Source organism: Saccharothrix sp. (assembly GCF_031180885.1).
Classification (GTDB): Bacteria; Actinomycetota; Actinomycetes; order Mycobacteriales; family Pseudonocardiaceae; genus Actinosynnema.
Map to the genome: position 1 here is coordinate 185,736 of NZ_JAPSLK010000007.1, position 22,627 is coordinate 208,362.

General features: G+C 72.7%; 14 protein-coding genes and 1 pseudogene. 11 read left to right on the forward strand and 4 right to left on the reverse strand.

Annotation, left to right across the window (positions count from 1 at the left end):
- Positions 1-39: 39 nt before the first annotated feature.
- Positions 40-1,416, reverse strand: coding sequence for a glycoside hydrolase family 16 protein (locus RIN75_RS12755; RefSeq protein ID WP_309112076.1), 1,377 nt, complete (start codon positions 1,414-1,416; stop codon positions 40-42).
- 250 nt (positions 1,417-1,666) lie between these two features.
- Between RIN75_RS12755 and RIN75_RS12760 the strand changes: the two genes are divergently transcribed.
- The 4 genes and pseudogenes from RIN75_RS12760 to RIN75_RS12775 form a co-directional block, all read left to right on the forward strand.
- Positions 1,667-4,834, forward strand: a complete 3,168-nt coding sequence (locus RIN75_RS12760; RefSeq protein WP_309112077.1) for a S8 family serine peptidase — start codon at positions 1,667-1,669, stop codon at positions 4,832-4,834.
- 134 nt (positions 4,835-4,968) lie between these two features.
- A complete protein-coding gene (locus RIN75_RS12765; RefSeq protein WP_309112078.1) occupies positions 4,969-8,205 on the forward strand; it encodes a BTAD domain-containing putative transcriptional regulator in 3,237 nt (1,078 codons plus the stop codon).
- A 292-nt stretch (positions 8,206-8,497) separates the two neighbouring features.
- Entirely contained in the window at positions 8,498-9,004 is a 507-nt protein-coding gene (locus RIN75_RS12770) for a pyridoxamine 5'-phosphate oxidase family protein (RefSeq protein ID WP_309112079.1), read from the forward strand.
- 21 nt (positions 9,005-9,025) lie between these two features.
- Positions 9,026-9,901: pseudogene (locus RIN75_RS12775) on the forward strand (MFS transporter); the annotation flags it as partial.
- A 237-nt stretch (positions 9,902-10,138) separates the two neighbouring features.
- Here the strand turns inward: RIN75_RS12775 and RIN75_RS12780 are convergent.
- Complete coding sequence (locus RIN75_RS12780) at positions 10,139-12,001, reverse strand: ATP-dependent Clp protease ATP-binding subunit (RefSeq protein ID WP_309112080.1); 1,863 nt, start codon at positions 11,999-12,001, stop codon at positions 10,139-10,141.
- Positions 12,002-12,092: 91 nt separating this feature from the next.
- Between RIN75_RS12780 and RIN75_RS12785 the strand changes: the two genes are divergently transcribed.
- The 3 genes from RIN75_RS12785 (at position 12,093) to RIN75_RS12795 (ending at position 15,438) form a co-directional block, all read left to right on the forward strand.
- On the forward strand, positions 12,093-13,418 hold the full coding sequence (locus RIN75_RS12785; RefSeq protein ID WP_309112081.1) for a M20/M25/M40 family metallo-hydrolase: 1,326 nt from the start codon (positions 12,093-12,095) through the stop codon (positions 13,416-13,418).
- A 400-nt stretch (positions 13,419-13,818) separates the two neighbouring features.
- The gene (locus tag RIN75_RS12790) at positions 13,819-14,532 is read left to right on the forward strand and encodes a hypothetical protein (protein WP_309112082.1); all 714 of its coding nucleotides are present in this window, start codon (positions 13,819-13,821) and stop codon (positions 14,530-14,532) included.
- Positions 14,533-14,589: 57 nt separating this feature from the next.
- A complete protein-coding gene (locus RIN75_RS12795) occupies positions 14,590-15,438 on the forward strand; it encodes an alpha/beta hydrolase (protein ID WP_309112083.1) in 849 nt (282 codons plus the stop codon).
- Positions 15,439-15,502: 64 nt separating this feature from the next.
- Here RIN75_RS12795 and RIN75_RS12800 read toward each other — a convergent pair whose 3' ends face one another.
- Positions 15,503-17,281 (reverse strand): hypothetical protein, encoded by a 1,779-nt coding sequence (locus RIN75_RS12800; protein WP_309112084.1) that lies wholly within the window; start codon positions 17,279-17,281, stop codon positions 15,503-15,505.
- Positions 17,282-17,386: 105 nt separating this feature from the next.
- On the opposite strand from RIN75_RS12800, the gene RIN75_RS12805 reads away from it, so the two are divergent.
- Positions 17,387-17,773, forward strand: coding sequence for a hypothetical protein (locus tag RIN75_RS12805; protein ID WP_309112085.1), 387 nt, complete (start codon positions 17,387-17,389; stop codon positions 17,771-17,773).
- A 69-nt stretch (positions 17,774-17,842) separates the two neighbouring features.
- Here RIN75_RS12805 and RIN75_RS12810 read toward each other — a convergent pair whose 3' ends face one another.
- Positions 17,843-18,604 carry a nucleoside-diphosphate sugar epimerase gene (locus tag RIN75_RS12810; RefSeq protein ID WP_309112086.1) on the reverse strand — a complete coding sequence of 254 codons (762 nt, stop codon included), beginning with the start codon at positions 18,602-18,604 and terminating at the stop codon, positions 17,843-17,845.
- 305 nt (positions 18,605-18,909) lie between these two features.
- On the opposite strand from RIN75_RS12810, the gene RIN75_RS12815 reads away from it, so the two are divergent.
- From RIN75_RS12815 to RIN75_RS12825, 3 genes are read left to right on the forward strand one after another with little or no spacing between them, the layout of a single operon-like run.
- Entirely contained in the window at positions 18,910-19,521 is a 612-nt protein-coding gene (locus tag RIN75_RS12815) for a TetR/AcrR family transcriptional regulator (protein WP_309112087.1), read from the forward strand.
- The gene (locus RIN75_RS12820; RefSeq protein WP_309112088.1) at positions 19,518-21,179 is read left to right on the forward strand and encodes an FAD-binding dehydrogenase; all 1,662 of its coding nucleotides are present in this window, start codon (positions 19,518-19,520) and stop codon (positions 21,177-21,179) included. The genes RIN75_RS12815 and RIN75_RS12820 overlap by 4 nt, the downstream gene beginning before the upstream one ends.
- On the forward strand, positions 21,176-21,994 hold the full coding sequence (locus RIN75_RS12825) for an alpha/beta hydrolase (RefSeq protein ID WP_309112089.1): 819 nt from the start codon (positions 21,176-21,178) through the stop codon (positions 21,992-21,994). Before RIN75_RS12820 ends, RIN75_RS12825 begins: the two co-directional genes overlap by 4 nt.
- The last annotated feature ends 633 nt before the right edge of the window (positions 21,995-22,627 follow it).

The following is a 22,627-nucleotide window of genomic DNA, read 5'->3' on the forward strand; positions in this document are numbered from 1 at the left end:
CGCTATGGCGACGCCTGCGCACAGGTCATCGCGAAGGACCTAGGCGTAGGTGCGGACCCAATCGACTTCGAACACCGCCGGGCGCAGGCCGCCGGCGCCGGTGAAGTTGTCGAGCTGGATGTTGAGGTGACCCGACGGCATGGCCTGGAGGTCCGCGCGACCGCCCGGACCCGCGCCGCCGGACAGGCGGAACCACTCGGTGCCGTCGACGTAGCCGACCAGCGCGGTCGGGGACCACTCGAAGGCGAAGTTGTGCCACTGCGTCATGTCCACGGGGCACGTCTCGCGGTAGACCTTGTCGTCGCTGGGGCTCTTCGGGTAGTGCAGGAACGCCGACAGGCACTGCGCGTCGGGGTTGGCGTACTCGACCCAGTCGTACTCGCCGTCGACGAGCCGCCGGCCCGACGTCGGCCAGATCAGGTGCAGCGGGTGGTACAGGCCGCCGGACGCGCCGGTGTTGCGCGAGCGGGACCGGATCTCCCACTTGCCGTACTGGCGGTCCAGCTTCTGCCGCAGCCAGCCGGTGTCGCCGTTGGCCTCACCGGTCATCGTCATGATCCCGCCGGCCACCGCGGAGTTCTTCGCGCACCGCCGGCCGTTGCCCGCGTGGCCCTCCCAGCAGCCGGCCGTGCCGCCGACCGTGCCGCTGGGCACCGACCACTTGGCCGGGTCGACCGGGCCGGTGTAGTCGAACTCGTCCGAGATCGGCAGCGGCGCACCCCAGCCGTACCGGACGGCGGCCTGCGACTGGTCACCGGGCGGCGCGGTGGTCGTGGTGGTCGTCGGACTCGTGGTGGTGGTCGTCGTCGGGTCGGTGGTCGTAGTTGTCGTGGGGTCGGTGGGCGTGTGCGCGCCGGCGCGGTAGTCGCACGCGGTGGCGCGGAAAGTCGCGCCGGTCGCGGAGTACTCGTGGTCGCTGAGCACGTTCGCGCGGACCGCGCCCGCCGGGGCGGTGAACTGCGCCGCGACCCGCGTCCACCCGGTCGTGCCGAACGACACCCAGGCGCCGTCGACGTGGCCCAGGTACCCCGAGTTGTCGCCCTCGGGCGTGGAGTACCAGTCGACCTCGACGCGCGCGCGGCCGGCCTGCGTGGCCCCGAGGTCGTAGCCGAAGGTCCACCGCTCGCCGGCCTTGACGGGCTGCTGCGGCAGGTAGAGCGACGGGTTCACCACGGAGTTGTTCTTCTGCGCGTAGGCGAACCTCGCCGACTGGTGGTCGGTGACCGCCTCACGCACCGGCGCCGCGCCGCGCAACGAGCCCCACTCGGCCAGCGACTTGTTCAGCACCGGGTTGTTGCACGTCGACACGTTCGTGCCGGCCGGGGACTGCGCGACCGACACACCGCCCACGACGAGCGCGCCCGCCACACCCACCGCGCTCCCCACGGCGAGCCAACGCCTCCAGTGCACCGCCATCGGCCCGTCCCCTCTGTCGACATCACGGGCCGCCACAGCATCGAGGGACGCGTTGAGCCGACGCTGAGCGCGCGCTGAACCGGCCTTTCGCGTTGTCCGGAGAACGTTGTTCAGCACCGCGGTCCTGACCGTGAACAACGCGGAATCCCTAGCCTGGCGAGCCGGTCGGCGCAGCGGAGCGCGCCGGAGGGAAGGGGAGGACCTCGTGTCGGGTTCTGGATCACGAAGGCGCACGGCGTGGCCTGCCGCGGTGCTCGTGCTGGGGGTTGTAGCGGCCACCGTGGCGCTGCCGGCGATGGCGGCGCCCGCGGGCGGTGCGCACGACACCGCGAGCGCGAGGCGGGTCGTCACGCTGGTCAGCGGGGATCGGGTCGTGCTGGACGGGGATCGGGTCGCGTCGATCACCCCGGGCGCCGGGCGGGAGGGCGTCGGGCACCTGGTCTTCCAGCGGAAGGGGCACCTGCACGTCCTCCCGCGTGACGCCGCACGGCCGCTCGCCGAAGGCCGGTTCGACGCTCGGCTGTTCGACGTCACGGGACTGGTCGAGGCGGGCTACGACGACGCGCGCCGGGACCGCGTGCCGCTGATCGTCACGCGCTCCGGCGACCGGGCGGCGGCACTGGGCACGCTGCGGGTCGACCGGGAGTTGCCGACCGTGCGGGGTGTGGCCACGACCGCGGTCAAGGCGTCCGGTGCCGACTGGCAGGCGTTGCTGACCGCCCCCGGCGTGGCGAAGGTCTGGCTGGACGGCGTGCGCCGGCCGGTGCTGGACCGCAGCGTCGCGCAGATCGGCGCGCCCGCCGCGTGGGCGGCCGGGTACACCGGCGTGGGCGTGAGGGTCGGCGTCGTGGACACCGGTGTCGACGGCGGGCACCCCGACCTGGTCGGCCGGGAGGTCGCCGAGCGGAACTTCACCAGCGACCCCGACGCCACGGACACCATCGGCCACGGCACGCACGTCGCGGCGACCATCGCGAGCAACGGCACCCAGTACCGCGGCGTCGCGCCGGGCGCGCAACTGCTCGACGCGAAGGTGTGCGGACAGGCCGGCTGCACGGAGTCCGCGATCCTCGAAGGCCTGCGCTGGACCGCCGAGCAGGGCGCGGACGTGGTGAACGTCAGCCTCGGCGGCACCGACGGGCCGGAGGTGGACCTGCTGGAGGAAGCGGTCAACACCCTGTCCGCGGCGCACGGCACGCTGTTCGTCGTCGCCGCCGGCAACAGCGGTAGCGCGGAGACCGTGGGTTCGCCGGGCAGCGCGGAGGCCGCGTTGACCGTGGGCGCGGTCGACCGGGACGACGAGATCGCGTTCTTCTCCAGCCGCGGCCCGCGCGTCGGCGACGGCGGGATCAAGCCCGACATCACCGCGCCGGGCGTCGACATCGTGGCCGCCAAGTCCCGGGGCGTGCCGGGCGCCGGTCCCGCCGACCACCACGCCATGTCCGGCACGTCGATGGCGACACCGCACGTCGTGGGCGCCGCCGCGCTGCTCGCCCAGCAGCACCCCGACTGGTCCGGCGATCGGCTCAAGGCCGCGCTGATGGCCGCGGCGAAACCCAACCCGGACCTGACGGTGTTCGACCAGGGCTCCGGCCGCGTCGACGCGGCGAAGGCCATGACCACGACGCTCACCACGTCGCCCCCGAGCGCCTCCCTGGGCGTGCAGGAGTGGCCGCACGACGACGACGTGCCGCTGAGCAAGGCGCTGACCTACCGCAACGCGGGTTCCGCGCCGGTGACCCTCGACCTGACCACCGAGGTGCGCAACCCCGACGGCACACCCGCCCCGGCGGGCCTGTTCACCGTCACCCCGGCCACGGTCACCGTGCCGGCGGGCGGCGAAGCGGCGGTGGTGGTGACCGGCGACGCCAAGTCCGGTGCCGCGGACGGCCCGTACTCCGGTCTGGTCGTGGCCCGCAGCGGCGCGGACGTGGTGCTGAGCACGCCCGTGGGCATCACCCGCGAGGTGGAGAGCTACAACGTCCGGATCACCCAGCTCGACCGGTCGGGCAACCCCGAGCCGGACTACGCCGCACTGCTCCTCGGCGTCAGCGACAACCGGTTCACGTTGATCACCGACGCGGACGGCGACGTCACGGTCCGGGTGCCCAAGGGCGTCTACACCGCCGTGTCCGAGCACCGCTACGACAAGCCCGGCACGACGGTGCTGCTGCGACCGGACATCACGGTCTCCGGTGACACCGAGGTGGTCTTCGACGCGCGCACGGCGGCACCGGTGAAGATCGCACCGCCCGAGAAGGCCGCCAAGCAGGGACTGGGCTACATCGTGTTCGGCCGGCGCTACCAGGACACGATGTCCCTGATGGGTCTCGCGTACACGCAAGGGTTTTCCGCGGACATGGCCCTGGGCAACAGCGGCCCGGGGCTGCCCGCGGACCAGTACGGCGTGCTGATCGGCACGGAGTTCGCCGGCGCACCGGTCGACGGGAAACCGGTGTCCTACCGGCTCGCGTGGGAGGAGCGCGGCCGGGCGCCGACCGGGTTCGTGCGCGCTCCTTCCAAGAGGGAGTTGACCGAGGTCGGCACCGCGTTCGGCCCGCGCGCACCCGGCCGGATCGGCCGGCACTCCGGCAACGCCACGACCGCCGACGGCGTCTACGGGCTCGGCGGCGCGGTCGAGGCCTCGGGCGGCGCGGTCGACCACGTCCTGGCGGCGGGCCTGAGGTGGCGCTGGCAGTTGCTCCAGGGCACGCCGGAGGCGCCGGACACGGTGCTGATCGGCCCGGCCCGCACCTACCGGCCGGGTCGGCGGTACGCGGAGTCGTTCGGCTTCCCGGTCATCGGCCCGACCCCGCCGCACTCGTCGTCGCCCTACCTGTTCCGCACGGGCGACCTCGTGGTGGCCGACCTGTGGCTGTTCGGCGACGGCGCGGGCAACCGCGGCGACTCGCTGACCGGCACGTCCCGGACCACGCTGTACCGCAACGGCGAGCAGGTGGGCGAGACGCCGCTGCCCGGCATCGGGGTGTTCCCCGTGCCGCCGGGGGCGGCGGACTACCGGCTGGAGGCGGAGAGTTCCCGGCCGAGGGAGGTCAGCGAGTTCACCACCCGGGTCCACGCGGCATGGACGTTCCGCTCCGACACCGCGCCCGGGGACACGCCGCGCGCCCTGCCGCTGACCGTCGTCCGCTTCACCCCGGACCTGGACGCCGACGGCGCGGTCGTCGCGGGCCGGTTGCTCCCGGTGCCGCTGGTGATCAGCCGGCAGGAGGGCGGGGACAACGGGCGGTTGCAGCGCCTGCGCGTCGAAGCGTCCTTCGACGACGGTCGCACGTGGTCCGAGGCTCCCGTGCTCGGCCGCACCGCGATGGTCCGCAACGCCGCGGCGGCGGGCGCGTACGCCTCGCTGCGGGTGCAGGGGCGGACAGCAAGGGCAACACGTTCGAGCACACCCTGATTCGCGCGTACAAGCTCCGGTAGCGGGTCTTCGCACGACACGGCGGCGGTCCCCGGCGCAGGGGACCGCCGCCGTGTCGCTGTCCAGTCGGAACGCTCCGCATCCTCCGATGTGCGAGGCGTTATCGTGCTCGTGTGCGCTTCGACGTGCTCGGTCCACTGGCCGTCTGGACGGATGCGGGCGTCCCGGTCGCGGTGCCCGGCGTGAAGGTGCGCGCCCTGTTGGCCGACCTCGTCGCGCACCGCGGCGGCCTCGTCCCGGCCGCGCGCCTCATCGACGACCTGTGGGGCGAGGCGCTGCCCAACAACCCGCACTCGGCGTTGCAGGTCAAGGTCTCCCAACTGCGCAGGGCGCTCGACGACGCCGAACCCGGCGCCCGCGCCCTGGTCGTGTCCCAGCCGCCGGGCTACCTGCTCGACGTGCCGGCGGAGCGCACCGACGTCGGCCGGTTCCACGCCCTGACCGGGCGGGCCGCCACCGCCGACCCGGCGACCCGGGCGGACCTGCTCGCGCGGGCGCTGGAGCTGTGGCGCGGCCCGGCGCTGGCGGACTTCGCCGACGAGCCGTTCGCCCGGCCGGTCACCGCCCGGTTGGAGGAGGACCGGCTGACGGCGCTGGAGCTGCGCGCCGAGGCACGGCTGGGGCTGGGCGAGCACACCGGACTGGTCGCCGAGCTGGAGGACCTCGTCGCCCGCTACCCGCTGCGCGAACGCCTGCGCGCGGCGCACGTGCGCGCCCTGTACGCGGCGGGCCGGCAGAGCGCGGCGCTGGACAGCTATCGGGAGCTGCGCGAACGGCTGGCCGACGAACTGGGCCTGGACCCCAGCGCCGGGCTCAAGGCCCTGCACCAGGCGGTCCTCACCCGCGATCCCGCCCTGGACGCGACCGCTCCCGCGCCGCGCGGCAACCTGCCCGCCCAGCTCAGCGACCTCGTGGGCCGGGACGACGACCTGGCCGGCGTGCGGTCGGCGCTCGGCGCGGCGCGGCTGGTCACGCTCACCGGACCCGGCGGTGTCGGCAAGACCCGCCTCGCGGTGGAGACGGCCTCCCAGCTCACCGGGTCGTTCCCGGACGGCGTGTGGCTGGTCGAGCTGGCCCCGCTGACCGCAGCCACGCCAGAACCGCTGGTGGAGGCGGTGACCACGGCGCTGGGGCTGCGCGACGACGCGGCGGTCGGCCAGCCGCTGGACCCGGTCGCCCGGCTGGCCGACGCCCTGCGGACCCGGGAAGCGCTGCTCGTGCTGGACAACTGCGAGCACGTCGTGGCGCCCGCCGCCGAACTGGTGGACCGGCTGCTGCGCGCCGCGCCCCGACTGCGGGTGCTGGCGACCAGCCAGGAACCGCTCGGCCTGGCCGGCGAGGTCCGCCGCGACGTGGCGCCGCTGGACCGCGCGGGCGCCGTCGAGCTGTTCGTGGCGCGGGCGGCGGCGGTCTCGCCCGGGTTCCGGCTCGACGACGACAACGCCGAGGACGTGGCCGTGCTGTGCCGGCGGCTCGACGGCATCCCGCTCGCGCTGGAGCTGGCCGCCAACCGGGTGCGCGCGCTGGGCGTGTCCGGCCTGGTGGAACGGCTCGACGACCGGTTCCGGCTGCTGGCCACCGGCTACCGGGGCGCGGCACCCCGGCAGCGGACGCTGCGCGCGATGATCGACTGGAGCTGGGACCTGCTCACCGACCCCGAGCGCGCGGTCCTGCGCCGGCTCGCCCGGCACGGGGAGAGCGCGACGCTGGAGGCGGCGGAGGCGGTGTGCGCGGGCGGCGACGTGGCCCCGGCCGACGTGCTCGACCTGCTGACCCGGCTGGTGGACCGGTCGCTGGTGGTGCCGGTCGAGGCGGGCGAACCCCGGTACCGGCTGCTGGAGTCGGTCGCCGCGTACTGCCTCGACCAGCCGGGTGACCCGGGCGAGGCGGAGGCGGTGCGGCTGCGGCACCGCGAGTACTACCTGGCGCTGGCCGAACGGGCCGAGCCGCACCTGCGGGCGGCCGACCAGCGGCGCTGGTTGGAGCGGCTGGACCGGGAGTCGGCGCACCTGCGCGCCGCCTTCGACGGGACGGTCCGCGACGCCGGCCGGGACGACAGCAGCCGGGACGCGGCGTTGCGGCTGGTGAACGCGCTGGCCTGGTACTGGTGCCTGCGCGGCCGGTTCGCCGAGGCGCGCCGGTCCCTCGACGCGGCCGTGGGCCTCGGCGGGGACGGTCCGCTCGTGGCGGCGGCCCTGGCGTGGCGGGCCGGGATCGCGGTCCTCCAAGGCGACAGCACCGACCGGACGGCCCGGATCGCGCGGGTGGTGGAGCTGTTCGAGCACTTCTCCGAGGGCCGGGCGCGGGCGTTCTGGTTCCTCGACCACGCGGTGTCGCGCACCGGGGACGTCGCCGCCGAAGGCGACCTGGTCAACCGTGCGCTCGCGGAGTTCGAGGCGGCGGGCGACCGCTGGGGGACGGCAGCGGCGTTGAGCACGCGCGCGACCCAGGCGCTGGCCCGGGGCGACCTGGCCGCGCTGGGCCGCGACGGCAGCCGCGGCGCGGCGCTGTTCGCCGAGGTCGGGGACCGGTGGGGGCAGTCGAGGGCGTCCGCGGCGCTGGCCGCGCTCGCCGAGATCCGCGGCGACTACGCGCTGGCGGCGCGGCTGCACCAGGAGGGTCTGCGCGCCGCCGAGCAGCTCGGGCTGTGGCCGGAGGTCGTGGACCGGCTCAACGGCCTGGGCCGGGTGGCGCTGCTGACCGGGGACTTCGCGACCGCGCGGGAGTCGCACGGCCGGGCGCTGCGCATGGCGGCCGAGCAGAACGCGAAGACCGCCGAGGTCAGCGCGGAACTGGGCCTGGCGCTGGGCGCGCGCCGCGAGGGCGACCTCGACGCCGCCGAGGCGTGCCTGCGCCGCCTGCTGGAGTGGAGCCGGGGCTCGGACTTCGCCGAGGGCGTCGGGCACGCGCTGGTGGTCGCCGAGTTGGGCTTCGTCGCCGAACTGCGCGGCGACCCGGCCGGGGCCGCGGACCACCACAAGACCGGCCTGGCGATCGCGCGGAAGTCCGGCGACCCCCGCGCGGTCGCGCTGGCGCTGGAGGGCCTGGCCGGCGCCCTGACCCTCGACGGGCGGGCCGAGGCCGGCGCGCTCCTGCTCGGCGCGGCGACCGCGGCCCGCGCCTCGGTCGGCGCCCCGCTCCCGCCCGCCGAACGCGGCGACTACGACCGGGTGTCCGCCCGGGTCGTGCAAACCCTCGACGCCGCCGCGCTCGACGCGGCCCTGACCCGCGGCGCCACCCTGACCGCCCGGGCCATCGACGAAATCCTGACCCGCTCGGGGAAGTCCGGAGCGGGGCCGGCGACCGGCCTGAGCCCGAGTACAGCGGTTCGGTGCCGCGTGGGAGCGTGAACGCGGGCAGCGGCACGTCCGAATAGGAGTCCATGTCGGCGGTGACAAGCACCTCCAGCGGCGCGGGGAGCGGGGCAGGTCGCCCTGGCCGGGAGGACGCAGCCGAGTCGTTGCCGTGAACCCGAAAGCGGACGGTAAGTCGACCGTAGGGGCCGTGTCGGATGGTGGGTGCGCACGACCGCCGACCGGCTCGTCTGGTGGGCCGCGGCGCTGCGCCAGGCGCGCTCGACGTCTCCCTACCCCGCCTGAATCCTTCCCCATCCGAGAAGAAAGTCCGAGAGGAGCAACGACAGTGAACGCCAAGGAGCCCGCTTCCGCGGAGGTGCTGGGCGCCGACGGGGGCAGGCCGGCGCCGTGGGCGCAGGCGCGCGAGCGGCTGGCCGGGGCGCAGTCCTACTGGACCGCCACGAGCCACCCGAACGGGCGACCGCACCTGCGGCCCGTGCTCGCGGTCTGGGTGGACGGTGCGCTGTACCTCTCGTCGGACCCGACCGCCCGCAAGAGCCGCAACATCGACGCCACCGGCCACTTCGCCATCTCGGCGTCCACCGACGACCTGGACCTGGTGGTCGAGGGCACGGCCGCGCGGGTCACCGACCTGGCGCGGCTGGAACAGGTCGCCGCCGCGTACAGGGAGAAGTACGGCTGGCCGGTGACCATCGTCGACGCCGCGTTCACCGCCCCCTACGCGGCGCCGACCGCGGGCGACGGGCCGTTCGCCGTCTACGAGGTCGACCCGGTCACCGTGTTCGGCTTCCCGACCAGCGACAAGTTCGCGCCCACCCGCTGGCGCTTCTGACCAGGCTGGAATGGACTCATCATGGACTCCACGACCGAGCCCGGCGCGCCGGCCGGGCGCAAGGAGTGGCTGGGGCTGGCCGTGCTGGCCCTGCCCACCATCCTGCTGGCACTCGACTTCAGCGTCCTGTTCCTCGCGCTGCCCAACCTGAGCGCCGACTTGGCGCCGGACGGCGCGCAGCAGCTGTGGATCATGGACATCTACGGCTTCATGATCGCCGGGTTCCTGGTCACCATGGGCACCCTCGGCGACCGCATCGGCCGGCGGAAGCTGCTGATGATCGGCGCCGTGGCCTTCGCCGCGGCCTCGGTGCTGGCGGCCTACTCGACCTCGGCCGAGATGCTGATCGCCACCCGGGCGCTGCTCGGCATCGCGGGCGCGACGCTCATGCCGTCCACGCTGTCGCTCATCACCACGATGTTCACCGACCCCAAGCAGCGGGCGTCGGCGATCGGCATCTGGATGGCGTGCTTCATGGGCGGCACGGCCATCGGCCCGGTCATCGGCGGCGCGCTGCTCCAGTGGTTCTGGTGGGGCTCGGTGTTCCTGATGGGCGGGCCCGTCATGATCCTGCTCCTGGTGACCGCGCCCGTCCTGCTGCCCGAGCACCGCGACCCGTCCGCCGGCAAGCTCGACCTGGCCAGCGTGGCGCTGTCGCTGGTGGCGATCCTGCCGATCATCTACGCCCCGAAGGAGATCGCCAAGGACGGCTTCGCCGTCGTGCCGCTGATCGCCGCCGTCGCCGGTGTCGTGTTCGGCGTGCTGTTCGTGCGGCGGCAGCGCAAGATCAGCAACCCGCTGATGGAGGTGTCGCTGTTCGGCAACCGCGCCTTCAGCGGCGCGCTGAGCATCATGCTCCTCGGCGTCCTCACCGTCGGCGGCAGCGCGCTGCTGTTCGCCGTGTACCGAGGCGGGCAACACGTTGTCCGGTGCCATCGCCGACGCGGCCAAGCTGCCCGGTGAGGCAGGGGCGTCGCTGGTCTCCGCGGCCCGGGAAGCGTTCACGTCCGGCTTCGGCACGGCGGCGGCGGTGTGCGCCGGAATCTCCGCGGTCGTCGCCATCCTCGCGGTGGCCTTGCTCCGCCACGTCCCAGCCGCCGGCGCCGCTCGGGCGGAGACCGCCGACAAGCCCGCCTACATCGAGGCCTGGGAAACGGTGAGGGCCGGTTCGTTGTTGTGGATCGTCACGGACACGTGGTGGCCGGGGCGGAGGTCGCCGGTGAGCAAAGCCCGGGAAAGGCGGCGGTCCAGTTCTTTGGCGATTGTTCGGCGGAGGGGGCGGGCACCCGAATCCGGGGTGTGGTTCGTCGTGGCCAGCCAGGTGATCGCTTCGTCGGTGACGTCCAGGGTGATGTTCTGGGCGGCCAGGCGGGCGCGGGTGTCGTTGAGGAGGAGTTTCGTTATCTGGCGCAGGTCCTCGGCGTCCAGGGAGCGGAAGCGGATCGTTTCGTCCAGGCGGTTGAGGAATTCCGGGCGGAAGTGGATGAGGTCGGCGGTGGTGTTGCTGGTCATGATGATGACGGTGTTGGCGAAGTCCGTCGTTCGGCCGTGGGGGTCGGCCAGGCGGCCGGTGTCCAGGACCTGGAGGAGGGTGTTCAGGACTTCGGGGTGGGCTTTGTCGATCTCGTCCAACAACACCACCGAATAAGGGGTTCGGCGGACCGCGGCGGTCAAGTGGGGAACCACGTGTTGGGTGGCGTATTCCGACATGTCGAAGCGGATCAGGCGGTCCGGGGAGCCGTAGAGGGATTCGGCCAGCGCGCGGGCCACCTCGGTCTTTCCCACACCGGTCGGTCCTAGGAAAAGGAAAGAGCCGGTGGGGCGGTGGGGGTGTTTGAGGCCGGCTCGGCCCAGGCGGACGGCGTCGGCCACGGCTTCCACGGCTTCGTCCTGGCCGATGATCCGGCGGTGGAGCTGGTCCTCCAGGGTCAGGAGGCGGTGGCGTTCGGACTCGGTCAGCTGGGTCACCGGGATGCCGGTGCTGCGGGACACGACCTCGGCGATGTCGTCGGCGTCGACCTCCGGGGCGTTGGCCAGCTCCTCGCGGGCGGCGGCCAGGGCGGCTTCGGCTTCGGCCAGGCGGGACGGGTCCGGCAGGTCTTCGTCACGGAGGTCGCGGACGCGTTCTTCGAGGGCGTCGAGGTCGGGGGGCGGGGTCTTCTGGCGCAGGCGGACGCGCGCGCCGGCGCGGTCCATGAGGTCGATGGCCTTGTCGGGGAGGAAGCGTTCGGTCACGTAGCGGGCCGACAGTTCGACGGCGGCCTGGATCGCCTCGTCGGTGATGCGGACCGCGTGGTGGCGTTCGTACCGGCTGCGCAGGGCGACCAGGATGGTGACGGCCTGGTCCGGGGTGGGTTCGGCGACCAGGACGGGCTGGAAGCGGCGTTCCAGGGCGGCGTCCTTGACGATGTGGCGTTGGTAGTCCTCGACCGTGGTCGCGCCGATGAGTTGCAGGCGGCCGGTGGTCAGGGCGGGTTTGAGGATGTTCGCCGCGTCCATCACCGCGCCCTCGGCGCTGCCGGCGCCCACGACGGTGTGGAGTTCGTCGATGAACAGCACGATCATGCGGTTGGTCGCGGCGACCTCGTCCATCACGCCCTGGAGGCGCTCCTCGAACTCGCCCCGGTACTTGGAGCCGGCGACCATCGCGGCCAGGTCGACCGAGATCAGGCGCCTGCCGGCCAGGGTGGGCGGCACGTCGCCGGTGGCCATGCGGGTCGCGATGCCCTCGACGATCGCGGTCTTGCCCACGCCGGGGTCGCCGAGCAGGACCGGGTTGTTCTTGGTCCGCCGGGACAGCACCTCGACGACCTCGTCGATCACGTCGTCCCGGCCGACCACCGGGTCCAGCGCGCCCTCCCGGGCGGAGGCGGTCAGGTCACGGCCGAACCGCTCGGCGCGGCGGGTCTGTGAGGTGGGCGCGCCCAGGCCCTGGAAGAGCTTGCCGACCAGGTCCTCCAGCGGGTTGGCGCCGAAGCGGAAGAAGTCGTCCGGCATCGCGGGCCACCTCCGATCGGGGACACCTCCCATGGTCCTCCCCCGCAACGCGGGCGCAAGGCAGGTCGGGCCGGAGTGGTAGGAAGACGTGGTGAGCAACGTCGAAGAAGGCCTCCGGGTGGCGCAGGACGAGGTCGTCGGCCTGGCCAGCGAGCTGATCAGGATCGACACCACCAACACCGGGGATCCCACGACGCTCGTCGGGGAACGCGAGGCGGCCGAGTGGGTCGCGGAGAAGCTCGAAGAGGTCGGGTACGAGACGGCCTACGTGGAGTCCGGGGCCAAGGGGCGCGGGAACGTCGTCGCGCGGCTGGCCGGGGCCGACCCGTCGCGCGGGGCGCTGCTGGTGCACGGTCACCTGGACGTGGTGCCGGCGGACGCGTCGGAGTGGTCGGTGCACCCGTTCTCGGGCGCGGTGCAGGACGGGTACGTGTGGGGGCGCGGGGCCGTCGACATGAAGGACATGGTCGCCATGTCGCTGGCGGTGGCGCGCCGGTTCAAGCGGGACGGCGTGGTGCCGCCTCGGGACATCGTGTTCGCGTTCTTGGCCGACGAAGAGGCCGGCGGGTTGTTCGGGGCGAAGTGGTTGGTGGACAACCGGCCCGAGCTGTTCGAGGGGGTCACCGAGGCGATTTCCGAGGTGGGCGGCTTCTCGATCACGTTGAAGGACGACGTGCGGGCGTACCTGGTGGAGACGGCGGAGAAGGGCATCCGGTGGCTGAAGCTGCGGGTGCGCGGGACCGCCGGGCACGGGTCGATGATCCACCACGACAACGCGGTCGCGAAGCTGGCGGCGGCGGTGACGAAGCTGGGGCAGCACCGGTTCCCGGTGGTGATCACGCCGTCGGTGCGGGAGTTCCTGGACGGGGTTTCGGAGATCACCGGGCTGGACTTCCCCGATGACGATGTCGAAGGTGCGGTCGGGAAGCTGGGCGCGCTGTCGCGGATGATCGGGGCTACTTTGCGGGACACCGCGAACCCGACGATGTTGACGGCGGGGTACAAGGCGAACGTGATCCCGTCGGTGGCGGAGGCCACTGTGGACTGCCGGATCCTGCCCGGGCGGGAGGAGGCGTTCGACCGGGAGGTGGCCGAGCTGCTGGGGCCCGACGTGGAGCGGGAGTGGATCGGGTTGCCGCCGGTGGAGACGACGTTCGACGGGGCGCTGGTGGACGCCATGACGGCGTCGATCACGGCGGAGGACCCGGGGGCGCGGGTGCTGCCGTACATGTTGTCGGGTGGGACGGATGCGAAGTCGTTCCAGCGGTTGGGGATCCGGAACTTCGGGTTCGCGCCGTTGCGGTTGCCGGCGGATCTGGACTTCTCGGGGTTGTTCCACGGGGTGGATGAGCGGGTGCCGGTGGACGCGCTGCAGTTCGGGGTGCGGGTGCTGGACCGGTTCTTGCGCAACAGCTGAGGTGGGGTGGCCGCCGCGCGGTCCGGGTGCGCCGGGTCGTGCGGCGGCCGCTCTTTGCGCGTGCCGGCGTGCGGGGCCGATTTCGGAACGGCCGGGTGGGGCGGCCGGTCTGGGACGGCCGGTTCAAGGACGGCTGACCGGGGGTGCCACGGCTCGGATTGGGCGGCAGATGGCGTGGCGGGCGGCGGCTGGAGTGGTGATCGCGGCGGCGGGCGTAGCTTTGCGGCGCTGAGTGCCCGGCGTGCGTGGATAGCAGCGTGCGCGGCCTCCGGCCCCCGCTTCCATTGTCCCACGACGTACCGACAATTCTGCCGACCTGGGGATGGATGGGTTCGACTTCTCGGCTCGGCGGGCGGTCTTGGGCTGGGCGTGGTCTCTTGGAGGGGTCGGGAGGTGCGCCGTGGGGTTGCCGTTCTTCGCCCACGCCGCCGTGCTGGCCGAGTTCCGCGGGCGGTGGCGGCGGGTGTTTCCGCTGCTCGTGACCGGTTTCCTCGGGCCGCCGGTGGAGAGTGTCGTGACCGCCGTGGTGGGTGGGGGGCGCGGAGCCGCAGGGTGGGTGGTGCTGGGGATCGGGTGTCTGGTGCCGGTGGTGTTCTTCGTCCTGCGCGGCTACGTGCGGTGGAGTGGGTGGTGGGTGGTCGTCGTCGGGGCCGTGGTGCAGGTGGTGGGGGTTGCGGCGGTGACGGATCGCGCCGTGTTGGTGGTGCCGCCCGTCGTGGCCGCCATTCTCGGCGTTGTGCTGGTGGTGCGGGCCCATCAAGTGTTGTTCGACGCCGAGGGTGGGGCGATCGCCGGGACGTCGCTGGTGATGCGCAGTCGGACGCGATCCGTGCCCGGGATGGCCGGGTGGAAGCCGGTGTTGGCGTTCGCGACCGTGGACGACCGGTGGTTGCGGTGGCGGGTCGGTACGGGGAGTGACCTGCACGGGGGCGAAGTGGCGTTGCGGGACGTGTCGGCGGTGTGGGTGGCGCATGCCGACGAGCCGCCGGGCGGGCCGGTGGTCGCGGTGCGCGCGGAGGGTCGGGTGATCCAGATGGTGGTCGGTGATCCCGAGGGGTTCGCGTGGTTGCTCGACCGCCGGCTGCGCGCGCTGGGGTCCACTCCAGAACCGTGACGTTCCGTTCCGCCGGTCGTTGGACCCGGTGAGGTCCGACGACGAAAGGACGGCGGTATGGCGACCGAGCGGTTGCGGCTGGAGGACGGCACCGAGCTGAACGTGGTGCGCAGCGGCACGCCCGACGCCGAGGTGACCGTGGTGCTCGCGCACGGCTACGCGTTGGACCACCGCAGTTGGCACCGGGTGATCGCGGAACTCCCCGAGTCGGTGGCGGTCATCGCCTACGACCACCGCGGCCACGGCGCGTCGAGCCCGGCCACCCGCGAGACCGCGACCATCGAGCAGCTCGGCGACGACCTGGGCGAGCTGATCGAACGCCTGGTGCCCACCGGCCAGGTCGTGGTCGCGGGCCACTCGATGGGCGGCATGGCGGCCATGGCGATGGCCGAGCGCCGGCCGCGGCTGTACAAGCAGCGGGTCGCGGGGCTGGTGTTCGTGTCCACGGCGGCCAGCGGCCTGTCGGAGACCTCGTTGGCGTGGCCCAAGGCGTTGGGCAAGCTGGTGCGCGAGCTGGAACGGGCGTTCGGGCCGCTGGTCCGGGCGGTGCGGGAGCGGATCGAGCCGGCCAAGACGGCGGGGTTGCGGTGGTGGCTGTTCGGTGACCAGCCGCGCGCGGAGGACGTCGACCTGACCGCGGACATGGTGTGGGGCCACTGGCCGGAGACGATCGCCCTGTTCCGACCGGCGGTGGACCGCTACGACCGCGAGGCGGCGTTGACGGTGGCGGCGGAGAAGCCGGTGATCGCGATCGTGGGCGACGAGGACCGCCTGGTGGGCGAGTACAACGCGCGGGCGTTGGCCGAGGCGGTGGGTGGCGAGTCCGTGGTGGTGGAGGACGCCGGGCACATGCTGCCGCTGGAGGCGCCGGTCGAGGTCGCGGCCCAGATCGCCAAGCTGTCCTGACGGTCGTCAGGCTGTCGTAAAGGTGGACGCGCTGCGCGGGTGTACCGAGCAGCGCGTCCCCCGTTCACACCGCCCGGTGCAGGCCGCGGACTCGGGCGGCACCCGCGTAGAGCCAGGCGAACAGCACCCACATGCCGGCGAAGATCAGGCCGACGACCAGGTAGGCGACCGTCCACAGGACCGCCGGCGTGTCGCTCTTGCGCTCGCGCTGGAGGAAGTCGATCTCCGCCATGAACGCGCGCGCCCCGTCCCGGGCCTCGATGGCGGCAGCGTTCGCCGCCGGGTCGGCCGGGGCGTAGATCGGCAGGATGGCCATCACGCCGTCCGGCGTGTGCAGGCGGACACCGGACTTCCACTGGCCGTAGACGGGCAGGGGCTGGGCGGTCCGGTAGACGCCGTCGCCGACGTCCTCCAGCGGGGTCGTCGCGAAGTCGCCGCCCTGCCACGCGAAACCGTTGAGCCACACCGGGTTCTCCACCGGGCGGTCCAGGCGGATGGTGGCGTGCGCCCAGCGGGGCGCGGCGTCGCTGTTGGGGTTGGAGACCTCGAAACCGGCCATGGCCTCGGTCAGCCTGACGTCCCCGCTCAACGGCGCCGGATCCTGGGGCACGGCGACCGAGGCCATGAGCCCCACCGCCGCGAGCGCGCCGAGCAGGCCGGGCAGGTGGCGGGGACCGGTGCTCTCGGCGCGTGCGGCGACCTCGTCGACGCGTTCCTGCTGCCACACGCCGATCAGCGCGCCGGCGACCGCGGCGGCCGTGCCGTAGACGACGTAGGTGACCAGCTGGTGTGACGGCCACGGGTTGGGCATGAGCGTCTGGGACAGCGCGGCTTCGCCGAGCATGCCGACGGTGCCCGCGCCGATCCCGGCGACCAGGGCGAACCGCCAGCGGGTCAGGAACAGCGCCGCGGCCTCGACCACGACGGCCTCCGCCAGGTACGGCAGCGGCACGGCCAGGTGCAGGTCGGCCACCGCCGGGATCGCGGAGAACAGCAGCCGGCTGCCCAACAGCACACCAAGCACGATCAACGTCCCGCCCGGCCCCCACGACAGCCGGCCCATGGTCAGCGTCCACGCCCCGATCAGCCCGACCAGCACCACCTGCGCGAGCATCGGGAACTGCGGCACGCCCAGGTCGAACTCCATCAGGAACGTCGAGGCGCCCATCAGCCACGCGCCCGCCAGCACCGGCCCGAGCAGCCGCACCAGCCGGCCGTGCGCGCCGACCTGGCGTGCCTCGGCGAGCAGCAGTTGCAGCCCGAGCACGACCCCGACGCCGCCGCCGATCATGAGGATGTGGGTCGGGCCCCACTCGGTGACGTCCTGGCCGAAGAGCCGGTGCCACACGTCGTCCAGCGGGAACCCGGCCACGCCCACCAGCCCGGTCGCCGTCATCTGCACACTGCCCATGGGGACGCGCCAGTCCTTGTAGACGCGGAAGGTGCGTGTCGGCAGCGGGTCCCGGGCGAGGGCGGCGCTGATCAGGCCGCTGGCCAGGATGCCCATCAGTCCGAAGTAGATCGGGAAGTGCGACGGGTTGGCCAGCGGACCCTCGTCGCGGCCGAGTTCCATGTGGATGGGGACGTCCCAGTACACGCCGACCAGCGCGGAGAACCCCGACAGCCCGGCGAGCCCCATCGGCAGCGCGGCCCACCGCGGCAGCCCGGTCCGGTCCGCGGCCCGGTCCGCCAGCCGCCCGACCGGGTTGGGCCGCCCGGCCCGTTCCGCGACCACGAACAGCAGCACCGGTACGAACACCGCGGCCGCCATCGCCGCCGCGATCAGGACCTGCGTGAACTCCGCCCCACCCGCCGGTGGTGCCTCGTGTGCCAGGACGTGCATCGTCGCCTCCTGCGGTGCGCCGGGTCGGGAGGGACGATACCAAATATGTGTAACTTGAAGTAGCAGTTACTGAAGATCACATCTACCGGTCTCTAGGCTGACCGGGTGATCTACACCGACAGCGAAGCCCGAACCCTGCGCACGGCCGTCTTCGGCGCGATGGTCCTGGTCTCCACCGCGGAGCCGGGCGCCCTCGACCAGGAGAGCCACGCCGGCATCCGCGCCCTGTCCACGTTCTCGCCGTCTTTGCGCGAGGTCCTGTCCGCCGCGCACCCGGAGTTGCCGGAGGGCACGGTCGCCGACGTGGAGGCGGGTGTCCTGGACGCGCTGCGCCGGTCCGCGGCGATCCTGTCGACGAAGGCCCCGGCGGACGCGCGGGCGTTCCCGGAGGCGGTGCTGTCGATCTGCCGGGAGGTGGCCACGGCGGATGGCCACGTGGGCGAGGACGAACACGCGGTGATCACCCGCGTCCGGGAGGCACTGGCCGGCTGAGCCGAGTCATGGACCAAAGACGACCGGGACCCGCCCTTCTCCGGTCCCGGCCGGAGAAGGGCGTTCCGGTCAGTGCGTCGCGAACTCCCCCGCGTACGCCTGCGCCCACGTCCGGAAGTCGCGCGGCGGGCGGCCGGTCACCTGCTCGACGGTCGGGTGGAGCCGGGACTCGCCCAGCGTGCCGTCGCGGTAGAAGCTGAAGAACGCGCGCACGTACTCCGCCGGCATCGCCGCCGACATCTCCGCCCGCGCCTCCTCGTCCGACAGCCCCACAAACGTCAGGTCCCGGCCGAGGACCTCCCCCAGCACCCGAACCCGGTCGGCAGGCAGCAGCGGCTCCGGCCCACTGAGCATCAGCACCTGGCCGACGAACTCGGACGAAGTCAAAGCCGAGGCCGCCACCGCACCGATGTCACAAGGGTCGATCATGGCCACCGGCACGGAGCCGAACGCGTCGCGAACCGCGTCCCCCACCGACAACTGCGGCAGCCAGCGCAGCGACTTCGACATGAACCCGTGGGACGCAACACCGTCCACTCCAGACCCGAGGACAGCACCGCCTCCTCCGACCGGATCATGTACTCCGACACCGCGTTCCCGGTGTCCGACGCCGTCACCGCCGGACTCGACAAGAGAACCACCCGCCGCACCCCGCACGGGCAGCCTCGGCCAAGATCCCCGGCATGTCCCGATAACGGCGTTGCCCGCCATGTACATCGCCGCCGCGCACACGCCGAGCGCGCCCAGCCGGTCGCCCAGCACCTCCGGGTGGGTGGGCAGGAACGTCAGCGCGTTGTGGACGTCCCGGACCTTGCGCGCCGGGTCTTCCACGTCGCGCGGCCCGCCGGTGGACTCGCCGAACCCGGTGAAGTCGAACGGACAGCGCCGCGATCCCCCGGTCGGCGAGCCGCCGCGCGTACCGGTCGGCCATCAGCTCCTTGACGCTGGTCCACGTCCCGGCGACGTGAACGTGTCCCTGCGCAAGTACCGGGCGCACGTCGCGGACCTGATGTCCCGGCTGGGCGCGGCCACCCGGTTCCAGGCGGGCATGTTGGCCAAGGAACGCGGCTGGCTCTGACCACTTCCGATACACCGGCGTATTCGATACATTGGTGTATCGAGAGTGAGGTCCCGCCATGCCGCCCTCCCGCCGCCGGGTCGAGACGCGCCGCCGCCTGCACGAGGCCGCGCTGGCGGTGTTCGCCGCCGAGGGCTTCGGCCGGGCCAGCGTCGAGCAGGTGTGCGAGCGGGCCGGGTTCACCCGCGGCGCGTTCTACTCCAACTTCGCCTCGCTGGACGAGCTGTTCCTGGCCATGTGGGCGGACCGGTCGAACACCCTGCTGGAGGACCTGCGGCGCGCGCTGGAGGCGGCGGACACCGCGGACCTGACCACCGCGCGGGACGTCGTGGAACTGGTCGACGCGGCGGTGGGTGTCGATGACGCCTGGTACCGCGTGACCGCCGAGTTCACCGCGCACGCGTTGCGCACGCCGGGGTTGCGCGAGGTCGTCGCCCAGCGGGAGGACGCGATCGCCGGCACCCTCACCCCGGTCCTGGTGTCGTTCCTGCGGCGGGTCGGCCGCGAGGTCGCCGACCCGAGGGCGCTGGCGCTCGCGCTGGTCGCCGTGCACGACGGGACGACCGTGCAGTGCCTGGTCGAGCCGGACGACCCCGCGGCGCGCCGCCGCCGGCTGGACCTTTTCGAAGCTGTCGTGCTCGCCTACACCACCCCCGGAGGGGACGCATGAACCCGGACGTCATCGTCGTCGGTTCCGGACTGGCCGGCCTGGTCGCCACGCACGAGCTGGCCAAGGCGGGGAAACGGGTCCTGGTGCTGGACCAGGAGAACCGCAACAACCTCGGCGGACAGGCCTTCTGGTCGCTGGGCGGGTTGTTCCTGGTGGACTCGCCCGAGCAGCGCCGGCTGGGCATCAAGGACAGCTACGAACTGGCCATGCAGGACTGGATGGGCAGCGCCGCGTTCGACCGCGAACGCGAGGACCACTGGCCCCGGCGCTGGGCGCAGGCCTACGTCGAGTGGGCCGCCGGCGGCAAGCGCCAGTACCTGCACGACCTGGGCTTGCGCGTGCTGCCCATGGTCGGCTGGGCCGAACGCGGCGACGGCAAGGCCGACGGCCACGGCAACTCCGTCCCCCGCTTCCACCTCACCTGGGGCACCGGCCCCGAGGTCGTGCGTGTGTTCCTGGAACCCGTCCTGGGCGCGGAGAAGCGCGGCCTGGTGGAGTTCGGTTTCCGCCACCGCGTCGACGAGCTGATCGTCGAGGACGGCGCCGTGGTCGGTGTCCGGGGAGCCGTCCTGGAGCCCTGCGACGACCTCGAACGCGGCAAGGCCTCCTCCCGCGAGACCGTCGGCGAGTTCGAACACCGCGCGGCGGCCGTGGTGGTCGCCTCCGGCGGCGTCGGCCACAACCACGACCTGATCCGCAAGTACTGGCCCACCGAACGCCTCGGCAAGTGCCCGGAAACCCTGATCTCCGGCGTCCCCGCGCACGTGGACGGCCGCATGCTCCTGATCAGCGAAACCGCCGGCGCGAACGTCGTCAACCGCGACCGGATGTGGAACTACACCGAGGGCATCGTCAACTGGGACCCGATCTGGCCGAACCACGCCATCCGCATCCTGGCCGGCCCGTCGTCGCTGTGGTTCGACGCCGCGGGCCGCCGGCTGCCCGCGCCGAACTACCCGAGCTTCGACACCAACGGCACGCTGAAGGCGATCCTGGCCGACGGCCACGACTACTCGTGGCTGGTCCTGACCCAGACCATCATCGAGAAGGAGTTCGCGCTGTCGGGTTCTGAGCAGAACCCCGACATCACCAGCAAGGACGTCAAGCTGGCCTTGAAGAGCCGCCTGGCCAAGGGTGCTCCCGGCCCGGTGGAGGCGTTCAAGCAGCACGGGGTGGACTTCGTCGTCGCCCGGACGCTGCGCGAACTCGTCGACGGCATGAACAAGATCGCCCGAGGCCCGAAGATCGACCACGACGACCTGGAGCGCCAGATCGTCGCAAGGGATCGCGAGCTGGGCAACAAGTACGGCAAGGACCTCCAGCTGGCGGCCGTCGAACACGCCCGCCGCTACCTGGGCGACCGGATCACCCGGGTGGCCAAGCCACACCGCATCCTCGACCCGGCGCACGGTCCGTTGATCGCCGTGCGCTTGAACATCCTCACCCGCAAGACGCTGGGCGGGTTGGAGACGAACCTGGACTCCCAGGTGGTCCGCGCGGACGGCTCGGTGCTGCCGGGCTTGTACGCGGCGGGCGAGGTGGCCGGCTTCGGCGGCGGTGGCGTCCACGGCTACAACGCCCTGGAGGGCACTTTCCTGGGCGGCTGCATCTTCTCCGGCCGCGCGGCGGGCCTGGCTCTGGCGCGCGACCTGCGGTGAGACGACGGGTCGCCGGGTCTTTCGCGTCGGTTGGCGGGCGGGCCGTTCACGTGCGGGTGGACGGCCCCGCCGAGGGCCCACCGGTCGTGCTGCTCCACGGTTTCGGTGGCTCACTGCACTGGTTCGACCGCCTGGTGCCGCTGCTGGGCGGTTGCCGGGTGATCCGCGTCGACCTGCTGGGCCACGGGGCGACCGGCGGGCCGGCGGCGGACGCCGACGAACAGGCTCGGGCCGTGGCCGGCGTGCTGGCGTCGCTCGGGATGTCGGACGTGGTGGCGGTCGGGCACTCGTTCGGCGCGGACGTGGCTCTGTCGCTGGCGGAGACGTCGGGCCGGGTGGCACGAGTGGTGGTCGTGGCGCAGGCTCCGGACTACTCGGACGCGACCTTCCCGCCCGGTGATTTCCTGATGACGCTGCCGCTGGTGGGGGCTCTGTTGCACCGTTTCGCGCCGGCGTTCGCGGTACGGGCGGTCGCCGCACACGCGGTGGCACCGGGCTTCCGGGTGGGCGCGACTCTGGTCCAGCAGTCTCTGGAGGACCACAAGGCTTTGGACGCCGGGATGTTCCCGATCGTCCTGGTCCAACGCCGCCGGAGACTCGCCGCGAACCCCCTCGACACGCGAGTGCGGGAACTGGGCCTGCCCACGATGGTGGTCCTGGGCGGCCAGGACCGGTTCTACGGGGCGAGATCGGCACGGCGGTACGCGGCGGTCGGGGCGCGGGTCGAGACGATCGCCGAGGCCGGCCACTCCCCCGTCGTCGAGACACCGGGCCGAGTGGCAGCACTGATCCAAGACTTCATGACCGACACCTGACCCGGGACGCGCAGCGCCCAGCTTTTCGGCGCCCAGCTTTTCGGCGCGCAGTGCCGCCGGGCAGTGCCGCCGGGGCACACACCTCAACTTGGGCTTCTTGCTTGTGTCATCCCCGTATGGCCCGCCCGAAGGGCTACCACAGATTTCCCGGGTGCGGCCGAAATTCTTTGTGAGGAACGAGCAAAAAATTTCAGCGGCACCCGGGAAATCTGTGGTCGGCTTTGCCGTGGTCATGCGGGGATGACACAAGCAAGAAGCCCCGCAGTTGTAGTTGTGTCATCCTTGGCGGCTCGCCCGCCGGCGAGGCTCTTTAATCTTTAGAGCCGCGCTTACACTCTCAAATCCACGCTTCGCGCGTGTAGACGCAACGCGCTCCGCGCTGCTGGAGAATGAACGCGCTTCGCGCTCTTGAACAGCACTGACGCGCTCTCGAGCTCGAACGCGCTGCGCACTCTCAAGATCAAAAGCGCCTCGCCGGCGGGCAGGCCGCCAATGGGGGAACCGAAGCCCCGCCGTGGCTGGGAGCAGCCCGCCGCGCGGGGCGCGGCGAAAAGCGCGGGCGGGATGGGTGTGGTGGGTATGCGTTACCGGGCGGCGGGTGCGTGGCTGGGGTGTGCGGCGACCTGGGGTTTG

Bases quoted from the DNA above. Each gene is read 5' to 3' on its own strand.
- RIN75_RS12755 (WP_309112076.1), bottom strand. From the start codon at position 1,416: ATGGCGGTGCACTGGAGGCGTTGGCTCGCCGTGGGGAGCGCGGTGGGT.
- RIN75_RS12780 (WP_309112080.1), bottom strand. From the start codon at position 12,001: ATGCCGGACGACTTCTTCCGCTTCGGCGCCAACCCGCTGGAGGACCTG.
- RIN75_RS12795 (WP_309112083.1), top strand. From the start codon at position 14,590: ATGGCGACCGAGCGGTTGCGGCTGGAGGACGGCACCGAGCTGAACGTG.
- RIN75_RS12800 (WP_309112084.1), bottom strand. From the start codon at position 17,281: ATGCACGTCCTGGCACACGAGGCACCACCGGCGGGTGGGGCGGAGTTC.
- RIN75_RS12815 (WP_309112087.1), top strand. From the start codon at position 18,910: ATGCCGCCCTCCCGCCGCCGGGTCGAGACGCGCCGCCGCCTGCACGAG.
- RIN75_RS12820 (WP_309112088.1), top strand. From the start codon at position 19,518: ATGAACCCGGACGTCATCGTCGTCGGTTCCGGACTGGCCGGCCTGGTC.